This window comes from Mycobacterium sp. TKK-01-0059, from assembly GCF_000709305.1.
In the GTDB taxonomy this organism is placed as follows: domain Bacteria; phylum Actinomycetota; class Actinomycetes; order Mycobacteriales; family Mycobacteriaceae; genus Mycobacterium; species Mycobacterium intracellulare.
On sequence record NZ_KL446993.1, the window covers coordinates 2,928,904 to 2,946,445 of the forward strand.

At 68.9% G+C, this 17,542-nt stretch carries 14 protein-coding genes and 1 tRNA gene; 9 read left to right on the forward strand and 6 right to left on the reverse strand.

The genetic code is table 11. The annotated features are described in order from the left end of the window. Nucleotides 1–43: 43 nt before the first annotated feature. Nucleotides 44–115, reverse strand: a tRNA-Gln gene (locus K883_RS14210). Between the two features lie 157 nt (nucleotides 116–272). Between K883_RS14210 and K883_RS14215 the strand changes: the two genes are divergently transcribed. Beyond that, on the forward strand, nucleotides 273–866 hold the full coding sequence (locus K883_RS14215) for a TetR/AcrR family transcriptional regulator (RefSeq protein WP_008254212.1): 594 nt from the start codon (nucleotides 273–275) through the stop codon (nucleotides 864–866). Between the two features lie 68 nt (nucleotides 867–934). Here the strand turns inward: K883_RS14215 and K883_RS14220 are convergent, their stop codons facing one another. Beyond that, nucleotides 935–2,128: an IS30 family transposase gene (locus K883_RS14220; RefSeq protein WP_369751691.1), complete on the reverse strand. Its 1,194-nt coding sequence runs from the start codon at nucleotides 2,126–2,128 to the stop codon at nucleotides 935–937. 91 nt (nucleotides 2,129–2,219) lie between these two features. After that, on the reverse strand, nucleotides 2,220–3,569 hold the full coding sequence (gene lysA / locus K883_RS14225) for a diaminopimelate decarboxylase (protein ID WP_020821791.1): 1,350 nt from the start codon (nucleotides 3,567–3,569) through the stop codon (nucleotides 2,220–2,222). Between the two features lie 176 nt (nucleotides 3,570–3,745). Here lysA and mfd point away from each other — a divergent pair, with 176 nt between their 5' ends. The 8 genes from mfd (at nucleotide 3,746) to K883_RS14265 (ending at nucleotide 13,316) form a co-directional block, all read left to right on the forward strand. Further along, nucleotides 3,746–7,405, forward strand: coding sequence for a transcription-repair coupling factor (gene mfd / locus K883_RS14230; protein WP_162143676.1), 3,660 nt, complete (start codon nucleotides 3,746–3,748; stop codon nucleotides 7,403–7,405). Continuing rightward, nucleotides 7,405–8,385, forward strand: coding sequence for a nucleoside triphosphate pyrophosphohydrolase (locus K883_RS14235; protein WP_020821793.1), 981 nt, complete (start codon nucleotides 7,405–7,407; stop codon nucleotides 8,383–8,385). Before mfd ends, K883_RS14235 begins: the two co-directional genes overlap by 1 nt. A gap of 317 nt (nucleotides 8,386–8,702) precedes the next feature. Next, nucleotides 8,703–9,431 (forward strand): lytic transglycosylase domain-containing protein, encoded by a 729-nt coding sequence (locus K883_RS14240; RefSeq protein ID WP_008254220.1) that lies wholly within the window; start codon nucleotides 8,703–8,705, stop codon nucleotides 9,429–9,431. A gap of 47 nt (nucleotides 9,432–9,478) precedes the next feature. Continuing rightward, entirely contained in the window at nucleotides 9,479–10,771 is a 1,293-nt protein-coding gene (eno, locus tag K883_RS14245) for a phosphopyruvate hydratase (RefSeq protein WP_020821794.1), read from the forward strand. Nucleotide 10,772: 1 nt separating this feature from the next. Further along, nucleotides 10,773–11,474: an FtsB family cell division protein gene (locus tag K883_RS14250; protein WP_020821795.1), complete on the forward strand. Its 702-nt coding sequence runs from the start codon at nucleotides 10,773–10,775 to the stop codon at nucleotides 11,472–11,474. Then, nucleotides 11,467–11,955, forward strand: a complete 489-nt coding sequence (locus tag K883_RS14255; RefSeq protein WP_020821796.1) for a DUF501 domain-containing protein — start codon at nucleotides 11,467–11,469, stop codon at nucleotides 11,953–11,955. Before K883_RS14250 ends, K883_RS14255 begins: the two co-directional genes overlap by 8 nt. Then, on the forward strand, nucleotides 11,949–12,899 hold the full coding sequence (locus tag K883_RS14260) for a Ppx/GppA phosphatase family protein (protein ID WP_020821797.1): 951 nt from the start codon (nucleotides 11,949–11,951) through the stop codon (nucleotides 12,897–12,899). Before K883_RS14255 ends, K883_RS14260 begins: the two co-directional genes overlap by 7 nt. A 111-nt stretch (nucleotides 12,900–13,010) precedes the next feature. Next, on the forward strand, nucleotides 13,011–13,316 hold the full coding sequence (locus K883_RS14265) for a hypothetical protein (RefSeq protein ID WP_020821798.1): 306 nt from the start codon (nucleotides 13,011–13,013) through the stop codon (nucleotides 13,314–13,316). A gap of 59 nt (nucleotides 13,317–13,375) precedes the next feature. Here K883_RS14265 and K883_RS14270 read toward each other — a convergent pair whose 3' ends face one another. The 3 genes from K883_RS14270 to K883_RS14280 are packed head-to-tail and all read right to left on the reverse strand — an operon-like array spanning nucleotide 13,376 to nucleotide 17,542. Next, nucleotides 13,376–14,056 (reverse strand): response regulator, encoded by a 681-nt coding sequence (locus K883_RS14270; protein WP_020821799.1) that lies wholly within the window; start codon nucleotides 14,054–14,056, stop codon nucleotides 13,376–13,378. A gap of 49 nt (nucleotides 14,057–14,105) precedes the next feature. Beyond that, nucleotides 14,106–16,661, reverse strand: coding sequence for a sensor histidine kinase (locus K883_RS14275; RefSeq protein ID WP_036454756.1), 2,556 nt, complete (start codon nucleotides 16,659–16,661; stop codon nucleotides 14,106–14,108). Nucleotides 16,662–16,672: 11 nt separating this feature from the next. After that, a complete protein-coding gene (locus K883_RS14280; RefSeq protein ID WP_020821801.1) occupies nucleotides 16,673–17,542 on the reverse strand; it encodes a potassium-transporting ATPase subunit C in 870 nt (289 codons plus the stop codon).

Genomic DNA, 17,542 nt, shown 5'->3' on the forward strand with positions numbered 1-17,542 from the left:
AAAAAATCGAGCCGCGGGAGACCCGCGCTCGATTCGGAGGAAGCTCCGTCGCCAGGACTCGAACCTGAACTATCTGAACCAAAATCAGAGGTGCTGCCGATTACACCACGACGGATCGCCAAGAAGACTTTAGTCGGCTTAGTCGGATGACGATGCGGGGTGCTTGCGGCCCACCGAACAGCCCACCGCCCGATACGCTGATTGACGTGGCCGTGCTGGACCCCCAAACGCAAAAGGAACCGGACAAAGAGGTTCGGGCGCCGCGCGCGCGGATGACCGGTACCGAACGCCGCCAACAACTCATCGGCATCGCGCGTTCGCTGTTCGCCGAGCGCGGGTATGAAGGCACCTCGATCGAGGAGATCGCGCTGCGGGCCAACGTGTCCAAGCCGGTCGTCTACGAGCATTTCGGGGGCAAAGAGGGCCTCTATGCCGTGGTCGTCGACCGGGAGATGTCGGCGCTGCTGGACGGCATCACCTCGTCGCTGACCAACAACCGCTCCCGGGTGCGGGTCGAGCGGGTCGCCCTTGCCCTGCTCACCTACGTCGAAGAGCGCACCGACGGCTTCCGGATCATGATCCGCGACTCGCCGGCCGCGATCAGCTCGGGCACCTACTCCAGCCTGCTCAATGACGCCGTCAACCAGGTCAGCTCCATCCTGGCCGGTGATTTCTCCCGTCGCGGCCTGGATCCGGGGCTGGCTCCTCTCTACGCCCAGGCGCTGGTGGGCTCGGTGTCCATGACCGCGCAGTGGTGGCTCGACACCCGCGAGCCCAAGAAGGAAGTGGTGGCCGCGCACCTGGTCAACCTCATGTGGAACGGGCTGATCGGGCTGGAGGCCGACCCCCGCCTGCAGGACGAGTAGACCGCTTCGCGCGCGTAACGGCACGGCGATAATCGGCCGCTCAAAGTCAAGTGGCTAATGCATTTTTGTTAGGCGGCTTGGTCGAGGAGGGCGGCCAGGCGTTGGGCGGGGGTGTCGAGGTCAAGGGTTGGGCGCGGTCGTCGGTTGAGGGTGTCTTGGATGCGTTTGAGGTCTGCTGGGGTGTAACCGCTGAGGTCGCTGCCCTTTTCGAACCAGAAGCGCAGGAGGCGGTTGGTGTTTTCGTTGGTGCCGCGTTGCCAGGGCGAGTGCGGATTGCAGAAATAGACCGGGGTGTTGAGTTGCAGGTGAATGTCGCGCCAGCGGGCCATTTCGCTGCCACGGTCCCAGGTGATTGATCGACGAAGGTGTTCGGGTAACTGGCGCATCGCTTCGATCATCGCGCCGGCCACCGTCTCGGCGGTGTGATCGCCGGGCAAATGCAGCAGCATCGTAAAGCGGGTGGACCGCTCGACCAGGGTGCCGATGGCGCTGTTGGGGCCGACGATCAGATCACCTTCCCAGTGGCCGGGCACCGCGCGGTCGGCGGCCTCGGCGGGCCGGTCGCTGATGGTGAACACATCGTGGAATTTCCCCCGCCGTTCGGTGTGGTCCCGGGATTTGCGGGCCGCGCGTTTCGTCGACAAACGCTTACTCAGGTCGGCGCGCAGTTGACCACGAGTTTGGACGTAGAGGCACTGGTAGATGGTTTCGTGGCTCACCCGTGCCAGCCTGTCATCGGGGTGATCGCGCGCCAAGACATCGGCGATCAGTTTGGGACTCCATCCCTGATCCATCCAGTCCTCTATGGCCTCGCATAGCGCGCGGTCTTGGAGTTTGAATGCTTTGGGACGCTTGGCTTTCTTGGCGGCGCGGGCATGGGCAAGACCAGCGTGGTAATCCCCGTCGGGATTGCGATTGCGTTTGAGCTCACGGGAGATGACGCTGGCGTCGCGGTCGAGCTCGTCGGCGATCTCGACCTGGGTGAGGCCCTTGTCCAGACCCCGCATAATCACCAGGCGTTCATCGAAACTGAGCCGGTGTCCCCGCGCGCCCGGCCGGGTCAGATCACCTGGTTCGGCAAGGCCGGTATCAGAGCCCGTACCACTTCGTAATTGCATTGATCCAGCGTCATGCCACCAGCTCCATCCGGTCTGGATCGACACACCGACCTGACGGCCGGCTTCACGCAATGATTCCCCTGCACACACCCGATCAAAGAACTCTCGCCGCATCGAACGCGGATAAGCAACTGACACCTGCAACCTCCTCAAACGTGGAAATTGCATTGACCGTATGAATCTGCCGCCGGAATTTTCGCCGTGGCGTTACGCCCGACGAGTAGACCGCGACGGGCTACCCGCAGTCACGCGCCATCAGGTCGGCGACGGTCTCGCGGCGAACAAGTTCGCGGGCCCGGCCATCCTTGACGGCCACCAGCGGCGGCCTGCCGACCATGTTGTAGTTGGACGCCATGCTGTGGTGGTAGGCGCCGGTGCACGCCACGGCCAGCAGGTCGCCGGGGCGCAGATCCGCCGGCAACTCGATGTCGCGGGCGATCTCGTCGCCCGATTCACAGTGCCGGCCGGCCACGGTGACGGTTTGCTTGAGCCCCAGCGGATGCCGGTTGGCCAGCGCGACGGCGTACTGCGCGCCGTACAGCGCCACCCGCGGGTTGTCGCTCATGCCGCCGTCGACGGCGACGAAGGTGCGACCGCCGAATTGCGTCTTCACCGAGCGCACCCGATACAGGGTCACGCCGGCGCGGCCGCTGATGGCCCGGCCCGGTTCCACCACGATCTGCGGGCGGGGGAACTGCTCGGCGGCGCAGGCCTCGTCGAGGGCGTCCTCGATCGCCGCGGCCAACTCGTCGAGGTCCAGCTCGCGGTCGCCGGGGACGTATGGGATCGCATGTCCGCCACCGATGTTCAGCTCGGTGAGGATGACGCCGTGCCGGGCCCGGATGTCGGCCATTGCGGCGACCATCCGCCGAATGGCCTCGCCGTACAGGGCGGCGTCGCCGACCTGCGAGCCGATGTGGCAGTGCAGGCCGACCAGGTCGAGGATGGGGTGCGCCAGCACGCGCGTCACCGCATCGGCGGCGTGGTCGCCGGCGAGCGTGAAGCCGAACTTCTGGTCGCTGACGCCGGTGGTGACGGCGCGGTGCCCGTGGATGTCGATGTCGGGCGTCACCCGGATGAGCACCGGCTGGCGCCGCCGCGCCAGGCCGGCGAGGTAGGCGATCTCCATGCAGGAATCCACCACGATGCGCCCCACCCCGGCGCCCACGGCGTCGCGCAGCTCGTCGGGCGATTTCGCGTTGCCGTGCATGACGATGCGGGCCGGGTCGACGCCGCCGGCCAGGGCCGTGGCCAGTTCACCGGCCGAGCAGACGTCGACGCCCAGGCCCTCGTCGCGGGCCCAGCGGGCCACCGCGGTGGTCAGCAGCGACTTGCCGGCGTAGACGACCACTGTGTTCCCAGCGCCGCCTAGCGTCTTGCGATAGCGGCGGGCGCGATGCCGAAAGTCGGCTTCGTCGATCACGTAGGCCGGGGTGTTGAATTCGTCGGCGATATCGGCCAGCGCCACACCGCCGACGCACAGCCTGCCCTCCTCGTCGGGATGGGCGGTCAACGGCCAGATCTCCGGGTCGAAGCGCGGCGGAGCCGCGTGGCCGAGCGACGGCAGAATGTCCAGCAATGTCATGAATCCAACGTGCGCCCGCGGGCGCACGCGTAGAGCTTTCTTGACGATCCCTTGACGACGACGACCTCAAAATTGACGCGGATCGGCGTGTCCGGCGGCCCCCCCGCCCGGCGACAGCGAGCGCCGCGTCGGCGGGAGGAAGGAGCCGGGCAAGCCGCCCTAGAATGGAATTCATCATGACCGCACCGGGGGCTGCTCGCCCAGAAACCCCGATCGCGGGGCTCGTTGAATTGGCGCTCACCGCGCCGACCTTCCAGCAGCTGATCGACAGCGCGGCCGCGTCGCCGGCCGAGCTGCACCTGGTGGGTCCAGCCAGCGCACGGTTGTTCGTGGCCAGCGCGCTGGCGCGGTTGGGTCCTTTGCTGGTAGTCACCGCGACCGGGCGCGAAGCCGACGACCTGACCGCTGAACTGCGCGGCGTCTTCGGCGATGCCGTCGCGGTATTCCCGTCCTGGGAGACGCTGCCGCACGAGCGGCTCTCGCCCGGCGTCGACACCGTCGGCGCCCGGCTGACCGTGCTGCGGCGCCTGGCCCACCCCGACGACGCGCGGCTGGGCCCTCCGCTTCAGGTCGTGGTCACCGCGGCCCGCTCGCTGCTGCAGCCGATGACACCGCAGCTCGGCCTGATCGAGCCGGTCACGTTGAACGTCGGTGCGGAAGTCGAATTCGAGGACGTGATCGCCCGGCTGGTCGAGCTGGCCTACACCCGGGTCGACATGGTGGGCCGGCGCGGCGAGTTCGCCGTGCGCGGCGGGATTCTCGACGTCTTCCCGCCGACGGCCGAGCACCCGGTGCGCATCGAGTTCTGGGGCGACGAGGTCAGCGAGATGCGGATGTTCTCCGTCGCCGATCAGCGTTCGATCCCGGAGATCGAGGTCGACATCCTGATCGCGGTGCCCTGCCGCGAACTGCTGCTCACGGAGGAAGTGCGGCAACGGGCCGCCGAGCTGTCCGCGCGGCACCCGGCGACCGAGCCCGCGATCACCGGCAGCGTCACCGACATGCTGGCCAAGCTCGCCGAGGGCATCGCGGTCGACGGCATGGAGGCCCTGCTGCCCGTGCTGCGGCCCGGCGAGCACGTGCTGCTGACCGACCAACTGGCGCAGGGCACCCCGATCCTGTTGTGCGACCCCGAGAAGATCCGCACCCGCGCCGCCGACCTGATCAAGACCGGCAGCGAATTCCTCGAAGCCTCGTGGTCGGCGGCCGCCATGGGCACGGACGCCCCCGTCGACGTCGCGCAATTCGGCGGATCGGGATTCGCCGAGCTGGACGACGTGCGGGCCGCGGCCGCCAAGGGCGGGCATCCGTGGTGGACGTTGAGCCAGTTGTCCGACGAGTCGGCCGTCGAGCTGGACATCCGGGCGGCGCCCTCGGCGCGCGGCCATCAGCACGACATCGACGGCATCTTCGCGATGCTGCGCGCGCACGTCAGCACCGGCGGCTACGCCGTCGTCGTCGCCCCCGGCGCCGGCACCGCGCACCGCGTGGTGGAACGGCTGGCCGAATGCGACACGCCCGCCGCCATGCTGGAACCCGGGGCCGCAGGCCAAGTTCGGCCTAAAAAGGGCATAGTCGGCGTGCTCAAGGGCCCGCTGCACGACGGCGTCATCATCCCCGGCGCCACGCTGGTGGTGATCACCGAGACCGACCTCACCGGCAGCCGGGTCGCCGCCGTCGAGGGCAAGCGCCTGGCGGCCAAGCGGCGCAACACCGTTGACCCGTTGGCGCTCACCGCCGGTGACCTCGTCGTGCACGATCAGCACGGCATCGGCCGGTTCGTGGAGATGGTCGAGCGCACCGTCGGCGGTGCCCGCCGCGAGTATTTGGTGCTGGAGTACGCGTCCAGCAAGCGCGGGGGCGGGTCCGACAAGCTTTATGTCCCAATGGATTCGCTGGATCAGCTGTCGCGGTACGTCGGCGGGCAGGCGCCGGCGCTGAGCAAGCTCGGCGGCAGCGACTGGGCGAACACCAAGACGAAGGCGCGCCGCGCGGTGCGCGAGATCGCCGGCGAGCTGGTGTCCCTGTACGCCAAGCGACAGGCCAGCCCCGGGCACGCGTTCGGCCCGGACACCCCGTGGCAGGCCGAGATGGAAGACGCGTTCGGGTACACCGAGACCGTCGACCAGCTGACCGCGATCACCGAGGTCAAGGGGGACATGGAAAAGCCGATCCCGATGGACCGGGTGATCTGTGGCGACGTGGGCTACGGCAAGACCGAGATCGCGGTGCGGGCGGCGTTCAAGGCGGTCCAGGACGGCAAGCAGGTGGCCGTGCTGGTGCCCACCACGCTGCTGGCAGACCAGCACCTGCAGACCTTCGCCGACCGGATGACCGGGTTCCCGGTGACCGTCAAGGGCCTGTCCCGGTTCACCGACCCCGCCGAGTCCAAGGCCGTGATCGAGGGCCTGGCCGACGGGTCGGTGGACGTGGTGATCGGCACGCACCGGCTGTTGCAGACCGGGGTGCGATGGAAGGACCTCGGCCTTGTCGTCGTCGACGAGGAGCAGCGGTTCGGCGTCGAGCACAAGGAGCACATCAAGTCGCTGCGCACCCACGTCGACGTGCTGACCATGAGCGCCACCCCGATCCCGCGCACGCTGGAGATGAGCCTGGCCGGGATACGCGAGATGTCGACGATCCTGACCCCGCCCGAGGAGCGCTACCCGGTGCTGACCTACGTCGGCCCGCACGACGACAAGCAGGTCGCGGCCGCCTTGCGGCGCGAGCTGCTGCGCGACGGGCAGGTCTTCTACGTGCACAATCGCGTCAGCTCCATCGACCGGACGGCGGCGAAGATCCGGGAGCTGGTGCCCGAGGCGCGGGTGGTCGTCGCGCACGGGCAGATGCCCGAAGAACGGCTGGAACGCACGGTGCAGGGGTTCTGGAACCGCGAATACGACATCCTGGTGTGCACCACGATCGTGGAGACCGGGCTGGACATCTCCAACGCCAACACGCTGATCGTCGAGCGCGCCGACACCTTCGGCCTGTCGCAGCTGCACCAGCTGCGCGGCCGGGTCGGCCGCAGCCGGGAGCGCGGCTACGCCTACTTCCTGTATCCGCCGCATGCGCCGCTGACCGAGACCGCCTACGACCGGCTGGCCACCATCGCGCAGAACAACGAGCTCGGCGCGGGCATGGCGGTCGCGATGAAGGACCTCGAGATCCGCGGCGCCGGAAACGTGTTGGGCGTCGAGCAGTCCGGGCACGTCGCCGGCGTCGGCTTCGACCTGTACGTCCGCCTGGTGGGCGAGGCCGTGGAGGCCTACCGCGCGGCCGCCGACGGCCACACGGTCACGACGGCCGAGGAGCCGAAGGACGTGCGCATCGACCTGCCGGTCGATGCCCACCTGCCGCCGGACTACATCGCCAGCGACCGGCTGCGGCTCGAGGCGTACCGCCGGCTGGCCGCGGCGGCCTCCGACGGCGAGATCGACGCGGTCGTGGAGGAACTCGTCGACCGCTATGGCGCGCTGCCCGAGCCGGCCCTGCGGCTGGTGGCGGTGGCCCGGCTGCGGCTGCTGTGCCGCGCCGCGGGCATCACCGAGGTGTCGGCGCCGTCGGCGGCCACCGTGCGGCTCTCGCCGATGACGCTGCCGGATTCGGCGCAGGTGCGGCTCAAGCGGATGTATCCGGCGGCGAGTTACCGCGCCACGACCTCCACCGTGCAGGTCCCCATCCCGCGCGCCGGCGGGGTGGGCGCGCCGCGGCTGCGCGACGTCGAGCTGGTGCAGATGGTGGCAAACCTGGTGACCGCACTGCAGGGCAAAGCTCAGACGGATATTGGTATAACGAGTGAACTGCCTGCATCGATGACGAGTGAGGGGCGGTAATGATCGTCGTGTTGTTCGACCCCCGCCGCCCGTCGCTGGTCCCCATCGAAGCCATCGAGCATCTCGCCGGTGAGGTGCAGTACACCGAGGAGATGCCCGTCGCGGTGCCCTGGTCGTTGTCGGCGGCGCGTCCGGTGCACTCCGGTGCGGACGCGCCGGTGCTGCTGTCGTCCGACCCCGACCACCCGGCCGTGACCGCCCGCCTGGCGGCCGGGGCCCGGCTGATCTCGGCGCCCGAGACGCCGCGCGGCGAACGGCTGGTCGACGCCGTGGCCATGATGGACAAACTGCGCACTGCCGGGCCCTGGGAGAGTGAGCAAACCCACGATTCGCTGCGCAGGTTTTTGTTGGAGGAAACCTACGAGCTGCTGGACGCGGTGGGCAGCGGCAACGCCGATGCGCTGCGCGACGAGCTCGGCGACGTGCTGCTGCAAGTCCTCTTCCACGCCCGCATCGCCGAGGAGGCGCCGCAGTCCGCCTTCACCATCGATGACGTCGCCGCCGCCCTGATGCGCAAACTGGGCAACCGGGTCCCGGGAGTGCTTGCCGGGCAATCGATTTCGCTCGAAGAGCAGTTGGCCCAGTGGGAAGAGCGCAAGGCGTCCGAAAAGCCGCGCAAGTCGGTGATGGACGACGTGCACACGGGGCAGCCCGCGCTGGCGCTCGCCCAGAAGGTGATTCAGCGCGCCGGCAAAGCCGGTGTGCCCGCCGACCTGATCCCCGACGAAATCACCTCGATCCGCGTGTCGGCCGATGTCGATGCCGAAAGCGCTCTGCGCACAGCGGTTCTGGACTTCGTCGACACGGTTCGTGGTGCGGAACGGGCGATCGCCACGGCGCGCCGCGGGGGAGACGTCCCCAACGAGTTCGACGTGGCCCCGCTCGGTGAAGTCTCCGAACAGGAGTGGCGCGAGCACTGGCCGACGGGTGACTCGGCCCCCAAGGAGGCCGCCACCGACGCCGTTGCCGACGAGGCCTGAGCGCGCGACGACGCCTCGCAGGCGGGCGCGCCACGGATATTTCCCGCCCGCCGTCATCGGAGAGAGCGATCGCCGCGGTGTTTGCCGGATTTGTCCTCGGCCCGTCGGTAATATCGCGGATGAGGTTGCGAATCCCCGTGGTCGGCGTTGGTCTGACCGCGCTAGCCAAGGCGGCCAGCAGCTAATCGGTAATTAGCTGAACCCGGCACGACGCCGGTGCGCCGAGGCCCGACGCGACCGAGCGGTCCCCGAACGCATGGGACGATGGTGTGGCGGAAGTTGGTGCAGGCGAGTTTAGGGGAGCTCAGGAAAGCATGGTGTCGCCGAGGCGTTGGATGCGCGCGGCCGCCGTGATCGGCGCGACCGCGATCGTTCTGGCCTCCAGTTGCACGTGGCAACTCAGCCTGTTCATCCCCGACGGCGTGCCGCCCCCCGCGGGCGACCCGGTGCCGCCGGTGGACACGCACGCCAGCGGTCGGCCCGCGGAACAGTTGCGCGACTGGGCCCAACCACGGTCGGCGGCCTTGGAGATCCCGCTGATCGCGCTCGAGGCCTACGCGTACGCGGCCCGGGTCGCCGAAGTCGAGAACCCGAAGTGCCACATCGCCTGGACCACGCTGGCGGGCATCGGACAGGTCGAGAGCCACCACGGCACCTACCGCGGCGCCACGCTGGCCCCCAACGGGGACGTCAGCCCGCCGATCCGCGGTGTCCGACTCGACGGCAGCGGCGGGACGCTGCGCATCGTCGACACCGACGAGGACCTCACCGACGGCGACGGCGTGACGCGCGCCATGGGGCCGATGCAGTTCATCCCCGAGACGTGGCGGCTCTATGGTGTCGACGCTCACAACGACGGCCGCGTCAGCCCCGACAACATCGACGACGCCGCGCTCGCCGCGGCGGGCTACCTGTGTTGGCGCGGAAAGGATCTCGCGACGCCGCGGGGCTGGATCACCGCGCTGCGGGCCTACAACAATTCCGGGGTCTACGCGCGGGCGGTCCGGGATTGGGCGACCGCTTACGCGAAAGGTCACCCGCTATAGCAGGATGTATCGCTGACCCAGGCCTTACGCGAACAAGGAGAACCCCAGTGCCGATTATCGAGCAGGTCGGGGCCCGCGAGATCCTCGATTCCCGCGGCAACCCGACAGTCGAGGTCGAGATTGCCCTGATCGACGGGACCTTTGCCCGCGCGGCGGTGCCGTCGGGCGCATCGACGGGTGAGCACGAGGCCGTCGAGTTGCGCGACGGTGGCGAGCGCTACGCCGGCAAGGGTGTGCAGAAGGCCGTGCAAGCGGTGCTGGACGAGATCGGCCCGGCGGTGATCGGCCTCAACGCCGACGATCAGCGGCTGGTCGACCAGGCGCTGCTGGACCTGGACGGCACGCCCGACAAGTCGAGGCTGGGCGGCAACGCGATCCTGGGTGTGTCGCTGGCCGTGGCCAAGGCGGCCGCCGATTCCGCCGAGTTGCCGCTTTTCCGCTACCTCGGCGGCCCGAACGCGCACATCCTGCCGGTGCCGATGATGAACATTCTCAACGGCGGCGCGCACGCCGACACCGCCGTCGACATCCAGGAGTTCATGGTGGCGCCGATCGGCGCGCCCAGCTTCGCCGAGGCGCTGCGCTGGGGCGCCGAGGTGTATCACTCGCTGAAATCGGTGCTCAAGAAGGAGGGCTTGAGCACGGGCCTGGGCGACGAGGGCGGCTTCGCCCCCGACGTGGCGGGCACCACCGCGGCACTGGACCTGATCAGCCGGGCCATCGACTCGGCCGGGTTCAAACTCGGCGCCGACGTGGCGCTGGCCCTCGACGCGGCGGCCACCGAGTTCTTCACCGACGGGGCGGGTTACAAATTCGAGGGCAGCACCCGCACCGCGGAGCAGATGACGGAGTTCTACGCCGGGCTGCTCGGGTCTTATCCGCTGGTGTCCATCGAAGACCCACTGTCGGAAGACGATTGGGATGGCTGGGCGGCCCTGACCGCGGCCATCGGTGACCGGCTGCAGATCGTCGGCGACGACATCTTCGTCACCAATCCCGAACGCCTGGAAGAGGGTATCGACAAGGGAGTGGCAAACGCGTTGCTGGTCAAGGTGAATCAGATCGGCACGCTGACCGAGACGCTCGACGCCGTCGCGTTGGCCCATCACAGCGGCTACCGCACGATGATGAGCCATCGCAGCGGCGAGACCGAGGACACCACGATCGCCGACCTGGCGGTGGCGGTCGGCAGCGGGCAGATCAAGACCGGTGCGCCCGCCCGCAGCGAGCGCGTCGCCAAATACAACCAGCTGCTGCGGATCGAGGAGGCGCTCGGCGATGCCGCCCGCTACGCCGGCGATCTCGCCTTCCCGCGGTATACGCCGCCGGAGGCCAAATAGCTTGCCCGGCAAGCCGGATCCGAAGCGGCGTTCCCCGGCATCGCGCCCGGGGAAGGCCGGCGCTTCGGTTCGGCGCCCTCGGTCGGCCAAGCCGTCGTCGAAGCCGTCCGCGCGGACATCGCCCACGGCCAACCACGGCGGCCGCAACACCGCGCAGCAAGAGCATGTCGTCGAACCCATCGCCCGGCAGGCCGCCGAATCGGTTGAGCAGCGCTCCGAGCAACGGCTCGGTTTCACCGCGCGACGCGCGGCGGTGCTGGCCGCGGTGATCTGCGTGCTGACGCTGACGATCGCCGGACCGGTGCGCACCTATTTCGCGCAGCGCACCGAGATGAATCAGCTGGCCGCCAGCGAGGCGGCGCTGCGCCGTCAGATCGCGGATTTGGAGCAGCGAAAGACCAAACTCGGTGACCCGGCCTACATTGCGGCGCAGGCCCGCGAGCGGCTCGGCTTCGTAAAGCCCGGCGACATCCCGTTCCAGGTTCAGCTTCCCCCGTCGGCGGCCGAGCCGACCCAGCCGGGGTCCCCGTCGGCGAAACCGGTCAACAACGACCCGTGGTACACGTCGCTGTGGCACACCATCGCCGACGCCCCGCACCTGCCGCCGGCCGCGCCGCCTCCCGCGCCGCCGCCCGCCGAAGCCCCGGCCCCGCCGGCCGAACCGGGTCCGTCCGCGCCGAATCCCCCCGGTCCCGGTGGTTGATCGTGCCGACCTGGACGCGGTGGCCCGCCAGCTCGGGCGGGAGCCGCGCGGGGTGCTCGAAATCGCCTACCGGTGTCCCAACGGCGAACCCGGCGTGGTGAAGACCGCGCCGAAATTGCCTGACGGAACGCCGTTTCCGACGCTGTACTACCTGACACATCCGGCGCTGACGGCGGCGGCGAGCAGGCTCGAGACGACGGGATTGATGCGCGAGATGACCGAGCGGCTGGGCCGCGACGAGGACCTGGCGGCCGCGTACCGGCGCGCGCACGAATCCTATCTGGCCGAGCGTGACGCGATCGAATCGTTGGGGACGACCTTCACCGGCGGCGGGATGCCCGACCGGGTCAAGTGCTTGCACGTGCTGATCGCGCATTCGCTGGCCAAGGGGCCGGGCGTGAATCCGTTCGGCGACGAGGCGCTGGCGATCCTGGCCGGCGAGCCCGCGATGGCGGGCATTTTGGTGGAGGGCCAATGGTGAACGGCAGGCTCGCGGGAATCGACTGCGGTACCAACTCAATTCGCTTGTTGATCGCCGATGTTGAAGGGTCGGGGCGGCTGCGTGACGTGCATCGGGAGACGCGGATCGTGCGGCTCGGCCAGGGTGTCGACGCGACCGGCGAGTTCGCGGCCGAGGCCATAGCCCGCACCCGGGCCGCGTTGGCGGACTACGCCGCGCTGCTGAAAACGCATGGGGTTGAGCGGGTGCGGATGGTGGCGACCTCGGCGGCGCGCGATGTCGCCAACCGCGACGACTTCTTCGCGATGACGGCCGACGTGTTGGGCGCCGTGCTGCCCGGTGCGGTGGCGGAGGTCATCAGCGGCGCCGAGGAGGCCGAGCTGTCGTTCCGCGGCGCGGTCGGCGAATTGGACGGTGGGGCCGGACCTTTCGTCGTCGTCGACCTCGGTGGGGGCTCCACCGAGATCGTCGTGGGGGGCGAGGCGGTGGTGGCCAGCTACTCGGCCGACATCGGCTGCGTCCGGCTGACCGAGCGTTGCCTGCATTCGGACCCGCCGACGCCCGCGGAAGTGGCGGCGGCCCGGCAGGTGGTGCGCGAGCGGCTCGAGGTCGCGCTGGGCGTGGTGCCCGTCGAGGGCGCGCGGACGTGGGTCGGATTGGCCGGGACGATGACCACGCTGTCCGCGCTGGCGCACGACTTGCCGGCGTATGACTCTGCGGCCATTCATCTTTCACGCGTCGCCGGTGCGGATCTGTTGGCGGTGTGTGAACGGCTGATCGGGATGACGCGCGCCGAGCGCGCTGCGCTGCCGCCGATGCACGAGGGGCGGGCCGACGTGATCGGCGGGGGTGCGATCGTGGTGGAGGAGTTGGCCCGCGAGTTGCGCGCCCGTGCGGGCATCGAGGAGTTGACGGTGAGCGAGCACGACATTTTGGACGGCATCGTGCTGTCGATCGCCGTATAGGCCGGGTTTAGTCACACCCGCCACATGCGCCCCTCCGGAGGAGGACATGTCAATTGCCCACCTCCGAGCGACAACTTCGGCGGTGTCGTACCCCTGTGCGACCGTCCGGGAATGAACCGTGCACTCAAAGGCATCGAGCTGCGTTACGTGCTCACGATGCAGCTGGCCGTTCACGGGCCGGCAACCATCGACGAATTGATCGAAGCCTTGAACTGGCACCGCTTCTCGGTGCGCGGCAGGCAGTCGAAGGCGATTTCGGACGCGCTGCGGTGGGAGATCGGTCGTGGGCGGGTACGGCGACTAGGGCGAGGAAGGTACGGCCCCGGCTACCTGCCGCGCAGCACCGAGCATCGAATTCATCAGCGCGTGCTGGCGTTGCGCCAGGCCGCGGGTTGTCGCTCGGAGGTGGGCAATTGACATGTCCTCCTCCGGAGGGACGCGTGTGGCGGATGGGACTATGTCGACGACCGCGGGCGTCATACCTCGAAGCGATAGCCCATGCCCGACTCGGTCAGCAGGTGTTTGGGGTTCGACGGGTCGTCTTCGAGCTTGCGGCGCAGCTGCGCGAGATACACCCGCAGGTAATGGGTTTCGGTGGCATACGCCGGGCCCCACACCTCCTTGAGGAGCTCCTCGCGGCCGACCAACTTGCCGCGATTGCGCACGAGGACCTCGAGCATTCCCCACTCGGTGGGGGTGAGGTGGACCTCGCCGCCGTTCTTGCTGACCTTCTTGGCGGCCAAATCGACCGTGAACGACTCGGTTTCGATCACCGGCTGCTCGACTTCGGATGCTGCGGTGTTACGGCGGATCGCCGCGCGCAGCCGGGCCAGGAACTCGTCCATTCCAAAGGGTTTGGTGACATAGTCGTCGGCGCCGGCGTCGAGCGCCTCCACTTTGTCCGACGAGTCGGTGCGCGCGGACAACACGATCACCGGTGCGGTGAGCCATCCGCGCAGACCCGCCAGGACGTCGATCCCGGAGATGTCGGGCAGGCCGAGGTCGAGGATCACCACGTCGGGCTTGTGCTCGGCGGCGGCGCGCAGCGCGCCCGCGCCGCTCGACGCGGTGACCACCTCATAGCCCCGCACGGACAGGTTGATGCGCAGCGCGCGCAGGATCTGCGGCTCGTCGTCGATCACCAATACGCGGGTCATGTGCGCCGCTCCTCCTCATCGCTGCGCTCTGCATCGTCGCCGGCGCGCGTCACGGCGCAGCCATTTCCACGATCACGGTCAGCCCGCCTCCCGGAGTGTCGGTGGCCGTTATGGTCCCGCCCATCGCCTCGACGAAGCCCCGCGCCACCGACATTCCCAGACCGACGCCGGTGGTGTTGTCGTGATCGCCGAGCCGCTGAAACGCTTCGAAGATCTGTTCCTCGGCCCCGTGGGGTATTCCGGGGCCCTCGTCGATGACGTTGATCAGCACCCGATCGCCCACCCGCCCGGCGTTGACCCGGACCAGGCAGTGGGGCGCGTAGCGCAGCGCGTTGTCGATCAGGTTGGCCAGCACGCGCTCCAGCAGCCCGGCGTCGGCCATCACCATGGCGTCGCCCACGTCCACCTTGACGCGGTCGATGGCGGACCGGAAATAGCCGGTGGCGCCCTTGCCGATGCTGACCAGCGCGCGTTGCACGGTTTCCTCGAGGTACACCCGGCTCAGCTCGGGGTGGATCACCCCGGCGGCCAGCCGCGAGGAATCGAGCAGGTTGCCGACCAGGGCGGTGAGTTGGTCGATGGACTCCTCGATCGTCGCCAGCAACTCCGCGGTGTCGGTGGCGGAGAAGGCGACGTCCTCGGCGCGCAGGCTGGACACCGCGACCTTGGCCGCCGCCAGCGGTGTGCGCAGGTCATGGCTGACCGCGGACAGCAGCGAGCGCCGCAGTTCGTCGGCCCGCACGACCGCCTCGGTTCGGCTGGCCTCCTCGGCGAGTTCGCGCTGCCTGATCAAACCGGCCGCCTGCCTGGCCACCGCGGACAGCACCCGCCGGTCCCGCGCCGAGAGCTTTCGGCCCGCCAGCAGCATCCAGAATTCGTCGTCACCGACCTCGATCGCGGTGTCCGCGGAATCGACGGTGACGCAGGGATCCCTGCCCACACAGGCGACGACGTCGCTCGTGGTGCCGCCGCGCGCTTCCTCGCCGGCCCCGCGCAACATCGCGACCGCGCGCTGGGCGTACGTCTCACGCACCCGTTCGAGCAGCGTTTCGAGGTCGGCGCCGCGCAGCACCGAACCGGCGAACAGGGTCAGCAGCTCGGCCTCCTGCGACGCGCGGCGGGCTTCCCGGGTGCGTTTGGCCGCGAAATCGACCAGCACCGCCACCGCGACCGCGATCAGTAGCAGCACCAATTCGGTGATGGCGCTGTTGGGTTCGGCGATGGTGAAGCTGTGCCGCGGGGCAATCAAAAAGTAGTTGAGCAGCAGCCCGGACAGCATCGCCGAAAGCGCCGCGGGCGCAACGCCTCCGAACAACCCGACCAGCAGCACCCCCACAAAGAACAAGGCGCTCTCGCCGCCGGTGTCCAGGTAGGGATCCAGCGCCGTGACGGTGATCGCGCAGATGATCGACGGCACGATGAGCGCCGCCAGCCACGACGTCACGCGCCGTTCGCGCGGCGCGAGCGACGCCGTGCGAAATCCGCGCTTGGCCTCCTCGTGGGTGACCAGATGCACGTCGATCTTGCCGGACAGCTCGACGATCCTCGGGCCGATGCCCTCCTCGAACAGGCGCGCCCAGCGCGACCGCCGCGAGGTGCCGATCACCAGCTGCGTGGCGTTCATCTCGCGCGCGAACTCGAGTAGGGCGGTGGGCACGTCGTCGCCGACGACGGTGTGCAGCGAAGCGTCCAGGCTGGTCGCCAACTCGCGGATCTTGGCCATCCGGGGTTCCGACAGGCCGGCCAGGCCGTCGCCGCGGACGACGTGGACCACCATGAGCTCGGCGGTGGACTTCGACGCGATCCGGGACGCCCGTCGCACCAATGTCTCGGATTCGGGCCCACCGGTGACCGCGACGACAACCCGCTCGCGGGCCTCCCACATGTCGGTGATCTTGTTCTCGGCCCGGTATTTTGCCAGCGCCGTATCGACCTGGTCGGCGAGCCATAGCAGCGCCAGTTCCCTTAGCGCGGTGAGGTTTCCGCGACGAAAGTAGTTCGACAACGCCGCATCGATGCGATCGGGAGCGTAAACATTTCCATGAGACAACCTGCGCCGCAACGCCTCTGGCGTGATATCGATGAGTTCGACCTGTGCGGCCTGCCGCACGATCAGGTCCGGGACGGTCTCCTTCTGCTCGATCCCGGTGATCTGGGCGACGACGTCGTTGAGGCTTTCCAGGTGCTGCACGTTGACCGTGGAGATCACCGTGATCCCGGCGTCGAGCAACTCCTCGACGTCCTGCCATCGCTTGGGGTTCTTGCTGCCCGGCGCGTTGGTGTGCGCGAGTTCGTCGACGAGGACGACCTGCGGGCGGCGCGCCAGCACGGCCGGCACGTCGAGCTCTGGGAAGCGGCCGCCGCGATACTCGATATGGCGCGGCGGAATGATCTCGATGCCCTCAAGCAGCTCAGCGGTTTTCGCACGCCCATGGGTTTCCACCACGCCCGCCACCAGATCGGTGCCCCGCTCCAGCCGCCGATGCGCCTCGCCCAGCATCGAATACGTCTTACCCACGCCCGGAGCGGCACCGAGGTAGATGCGTAGCTCCCCCCGCCTGGGTTGGCGGCCGTGGAGGTTGACGTCACTCACGCCAACCATCATCCCCCTTGGCGCTAACTCGTGACGGGATACCGGTGGTCGAGTTGCAGGTTGAGTTGCAGCACATTGACGCACGGCTCACCGAAAAACCCCAGCGCGCGGCCGCTCCGGTTCTGCGCCACCACCGCACGGATCTGTTCCGGGCTGACACTACGGGCGTGGGCGATCCGCGCCACTTGGATGTCGGCGTAGGCCGTCGAGATGTTCGGATCGAGGCCGCTGCCGCCGGCGGTGACCGCGTCGGCCGGCACGGCCGGGCTGGCGGGCGCGGCGCCGCGGACGGGCACGGTCTGTCCGATCGAGTAGTCCTCTGCGGTTTGGGCGCATTCGACGCGCACCCCCTGGTAGAGGGTCAGGAACGGCGCCGGCGTCGAGCCGCACGGCTCGTTGACGCTGACCACCCGGGTCGGGTGCATGACGTTTCCACGCGCGTCGCGCGGGCCGATCACCGACAGCACCGCACCCACACCGCCGCCGGTGCAGAACGGCCGCGACCCGTCGACACCCTCCAGCCTGCCCACCGCGGCACTGCGCGCACACACCTGCGTCAGCAGGCTCGGCTTGCCGGGCGCGTCGACGATGCTTTCCGGCCCCAGGTTGCTGCCGCCCGACGAGGTCGGGTCGTAACCGAGCCCGGCCGCCGAGGGTCGGCTCTGGAAGTATTGCGGCAACGGGTTGCCGCCGGAGTCGGTGAAGGACTGGCCGATCAACCTGCTGCCCACCGGCTTACCGTCCGCGGTGAGGATGGACCCCTCGGCGTGCTCCCGCAATCCCGGAAGCTGCGCGACGGCCCAGACGAACAGGGGATAGGCCAGACCGGTGATCGCGGTCAGCACCAGCAGCGCACGCAGTGCCGCCCAGTGCAGGCGGACGAAATTCGTCAT

Excerpts from the sequence above, each read along its gene's own strand:
- K883_RS14260 (WP_020821797.1), top strand. The coding sequence starts at position 11,949 with ATGGTGAACGGCAGGCTCGCGGGAATCGACTGCGGTACCAACTCAATT.
- K883_RS14270 (WP_020821799.1), bottom strand. The coding sequence starts at position 14,056 with ATGACCCGCGTATTGGTGATCGACGACGAGCCGCAGATCCTGCGCGCG.
- K883_RS14215 (WP_008254212.1), top strand. The coding sequence starts at position 273 with ATGACCGGTACCGAACGCCGCCAACAACTCATCGGCATCGCGCGTTCG.
- K883_RS14280 (WP_020821801.1), bottom strand. The coding sequence starts at position 17,542 with ATGACGAATTTCGTCCGCCTGCACTGGGCGGCACTGCGTGCGCTGCTG.
- K883_RS14265 (WP_020821798.1), top strand. The coding sequence starts at position 13,011 with ATGAACCGTGCACTCAAAGGCATCGAGCTGCGTTACGTGCTCACGATG.
- mfd (WP_162143676.1), top strand. The coding sequence starts at position 3,746 with ATGACCGCACCGGGGGCTGCTCGCCCAGAAACCCCGATCGCGGGGCTC.
- K883_RS14235 (WP_020821793.1), top strand. The coding sequence starts at position 7,405 with ATGATCGTCGTGTTGTTCGACCCCCGCCGCCCGTCGCTGGTCCCCATC.
- lysA (WP_020821791.1), bottom strand. The coding sequence starts at position 3,569 with ATGACATTGCTGGACATTCTGCCGTCGCTCGGCCACGCGGCTCCGCCG.
- K883_RS14275 (WP_036454756.1), bottom strand. The coding sequence starts at position 16,661 with ATGATGGTTGGCGTGAGTGACGTCAACCTCCACGGCCGCCAACCCAGG.